Source organism: uncultured Xylophilus sp. (assembly GCA_913776965.1).
Taxonomy (GTDB): Bacteria; Pseudomonadota; Gammaproteobacteria; order Burkholderiales; family Burkholderiaceae_C; genus Xylophilus.
Genome location: CAJYQL010000036.1, coordinates 1 through 3493 on the forward strand (window position 1 = coordinate 1; position 3493 = coordinate 3493).

The following is a 3493-nucleotide window of genomic DNA, read 5'->3' on the forward strand; positions in this document are numbered from 1 at the left end:
GCCGCATGGAACTGCGGCGGCTGGACCGCGTGCGGCTGGCGGACCAGGCGCGCTTCGAAAGCATCGCCACCACCGCGCCCGATGCCATCGTGTGCCTCGACGGCCAGGGGCGCGTGAGCTACTGGAACGCCGCGGCGGCGCGGGTCTTCGGCTGCTCCGCCGCGCACGTCGTCGGCCGGCCCGCCACCGGCATCCTCGATGCGGACTCGCGGGCCGTCTACGAGGAGCGGCTGGCCCGGCTGCAGGGCGGCGAGCCGCTCGACTTGGCCGAGCGCACGCTGGAGGTCACCGCGCAGCGGGCGGACGGCTCGCGCTTTCCCGCCGAGCTGTCGCTGTCGACCTGGCAGGATCAGGGCCGGCCGGGCGTCGGCATGATCGTGCGCGACATCACCGAACGCAAGAAGCACGAACAGCGCCTCACTCAGCTGGCCACCACCGACACACTGACCGGCCTGGCCAACCGCGCGAGCTGGCGGGAGCACATCCAGCGCGCCCTGGCCGAGGACGCCAGGGCCACGGTGCTTCTGCTCGACCTGGACAACTTCAAGGAAGTCAACGACGGCTGGGGCCATTCCGCCGGCGACGCCGTGCTGCGCGACCTGGCCGGCCGGCTGCAGCGGGTCTGGCCGGACGCGCGCTGCATCGCCCGGCTGGGCGGCGACGAGTTCGTCGCGCTGTTCTCCGGCAACGCGCCCGACGCCGCACGCCAGCAGGCCGCCTCGCTGCTGCACGAGCTGCAGGCCGTTCCGTTGTTCGAGGCGCTGCCCGACCTCGGCGCGAGCATCGGCATCGCCCTGGCGCCCGAGCACGGCGAGCGGCCCGAGGAACTGCTGGGCGCCGCCGACCTGACGCTCTACCGGGCCAAGGCGGCCGGCAAGGGCGGCATCGAGGTGTTCACGCCGGACCTGCGCGAACTCGCCGCCGCGCAGCGCGCTTTCCAGCAGGAACTGCGGCTGGCCTTCGAGCGCGGCGAATACGAGCTCTTCTACCAGCCCTACGTCTCGCTCGCCGATCTGCGCGTCGTCGGTGCCGAGGCGCTCCTGCGCTGGCGCCATCCGACACGCGGTCTGCTGGCGCCGGTGGCCTTCATCGACGTGCTGTCGCAGAAGCCCTCGGCGGCGCTGGTCGGCGACTGGGTCATGCACACCGCCTGCCGGACGGCGGCGCAGTGGCAGCGGCTGCGGCCGGGCTTCCGCATCGGCGTCAACCTGTTTCCAGCCCAGCTCAAGTCGGGCCGCCTGCTCGCCGTGGCCCAGCAGGCGGTGGCGCAGGCCGGCATGCCGCCCGAATGCCTGGAGCTGGAGATCGTGGAAAACACGCTGCTGGGCGGCGACACCAGCACCTTCGAGCTGCTCTACGACCTGCGCAGCGCCGGCTTCGGCCTGGCCTTCGACGACTACGGCACCGGCTTCGCGTCGCTCAGCCTGCTCAAGCGCTATCCGGTCAACCGCCTGAAGATCGACCGCGCCTTCGTCCGCAACGCATCCGAGGACCCCGCCGACGCCGCGGTGGTGCGCACCATCCAGTACCTGGGCGACAGCTTCGGCATGGCGGTGATCGCCGAGGGCGTGGAGACGGGCGAGCAACTGGCCCTCCTGCGCAGCATCGGCTGCCCCGAGGCCCAGGGCTATCTGTTCGGGCGTCCGGTGTCGGCGGAGGAGTTCGAGCGGCTGCATCTGGGCGGCTGAGGTTGCGCTGACCGACCTTCCTCCGGCAGATCGGGGCCTCGGCTGCGCGTCGCCGCCGCGGCGGAAGGCATGGCAGGCGTCCTTGCGTGCCATACTCGCCGCCGGCACCTCGCCCGTGCCTCCCTGCCTCCACTGGGGAAGTACCTTCCGTACCGGGCCGTCGTCTGCGCTTCATGCCCTTGGTTCGACCTGCATGCGCAAGGAGGCGCGCGCATGGTCCCATGCTGAGGTTGCCATGACCCTTTCCGCTCCCATTCCCGTTCTCAAGCAGCAGGCCAAGGCGCTGTCACGCACGCAGAAGCTGCCGCTGCATGCCGCGCTCGACCGCATCGCCGTGCGCGAGGGCTTTCGCGCCTGGAGTCATCTTGCCGCGTCCTGGCAGCAGGGCGGGCAGGCCGCGCAGCTGCATGCGCAGCTGTCGCCTGGCGACCTCGTGCTGCTGGCCGCGCGGCCCTACCAGGGCAAGACGGCGCTGGGCCTCGGCCTGGCGGTCGAGGCATTGCGGCGTGGCCGGCCAGCAGCGTTTTTCACGCTTGAATACACCCGGGCCGAGGTCGAAGCCTTGCTGCACGCCGGCGGCGATGGACTGGCTGCCGCGGCGTGCGGCCTGCACATCGACACCACCGATGAACTCTCGTCGGTCCACGTCGCCCAGGTACTGGCCGACGCGCCGCCCCGGATGCTGGTGGTGATCGACTACCTGCAGCTGCTGGACCAGCGTCGCGACAAGCCGCCGCTGGCCGAGCAGGTGGTGCAGCTCAAGGCCTTCGCGCAGCAGCGGCAGGCCGTGGTGGTGTGCCTGGCGCAGATCGCGCGCGACTACCGGCCCGACACGCGGCCGTTCCCCGGAATCGGCGACGTGCGGCTGCCAAACCCGGCCGACCTGACGCTCTTCGACAAGGCCTGCTTCCTGCAGGACGGTGCGGTGCGGATGCAGGCGGGCGTGGCCCAGGGATAGCGGGCGCAGGCATGGCGTGCCATGCGGCGACGCGGGGGGCGCGACTCAGCCGCGCAGACGTTGTTGCCGCCCCTGCGCGCGCCGGGGCGAGAAAGCAGCGGCCCCTGGCGGCAGGGGCCGCCCGGTTCGGCCGCGACGCTCAGTCCCGATGGCTCGCGCACTTGCCATCGGGCTTGCGGTAGCCGGGGCCGCCGCGCGAGCCGCAGCCGCCGTGTGCGCCACCCGCGCCACCGCCACCGCCCCCGCCCGAGAACGAGGTCCGGCCGCTTCGGTGCGACGAGCTTGCGCCACGTCGGCCCCGCGCGGCGGCGGGCGCACTCACCAGGCCCAACACGGTCGCCAGGGCGGCTCCCAGGAGGCGGCGTCTCATGGTTGCTTCGTCCCTTCTTTGCCCGTGTACGGGTTCACGTTGCCTTTGGTGCACGACGCGCATGCGGCGATCACGATCAAGGTCTTCTTCATGTGTTTGTCTCCTCTCGCGCCTACAGGGCGCGAGGCCATGCTGCGGGCGCGGGGTCGGCAACACAAGTCGACTTTGTGGGTTGACGCTCAGAGCTTTCGCCGATAGCGGCACGCGACGGTCGATCGTGGTCCTGGGCGCCCGATCAGTCCAGGATCGCCCGGCGCACGTCTTCCTGCAGGCTGCGCAGGTGCGCGCGCATGGCCTCGCGCGCGCGGTCCGCGTCGCGGCTGCGCAGGGCTTCCAGGATGCGGCCATGTTCGTCGTGGTTCTCGCGCTGGCGGTGCAGCGGGCTGTGCAGGCGGAAGAGTCGGGCGTTCACCCGCAACTCTTCCACCAGGCGCGGAAACACCACGTTGCCGCTGGCGCCGGCCAGGAAGAGGTGCA

General features: G+C 71.7%; 3 protein-coding genes. 2 read left to right on the forward strand and 1 reads right to left on the reverse strand.

Features of this window, described 5'->3' with window-relative positions; all coding sequences use genetic code 11:
* Positions 1-1688 (forward strand): EAL domain-containing protein (locus tag QZ500_RS05985; protein ID WP_295852184.1); only part of this gene is annotated, 1688 nt, incomplete at its 5' end.
* 235 nt (positions 1689-1923) lie between these two features.
* Positions 1924-2646: a DNA helicase gene (locus tag QZ500_RS05990; RefSeq protein ID WP_058641790.1), complete on the forward strand. Its 723-nt coding sequence runs from the start codon at positions 1924-1926 to the stop codon at positions 2644-2646.
* A gap of 605 nt (positions 2647-3251) precedes the next feature.
* Here the strand turns inward: QZ500_RS05990 and QZ500_RS05995 are convergent.
* Positions 3252-3493 (reverse strand): FCD domain-containing protein (locus QZ500_RS05995; RefSeq protein WP_295852187.1); only part of this gene is annotated, 242 nt, incomplete at its 5' end.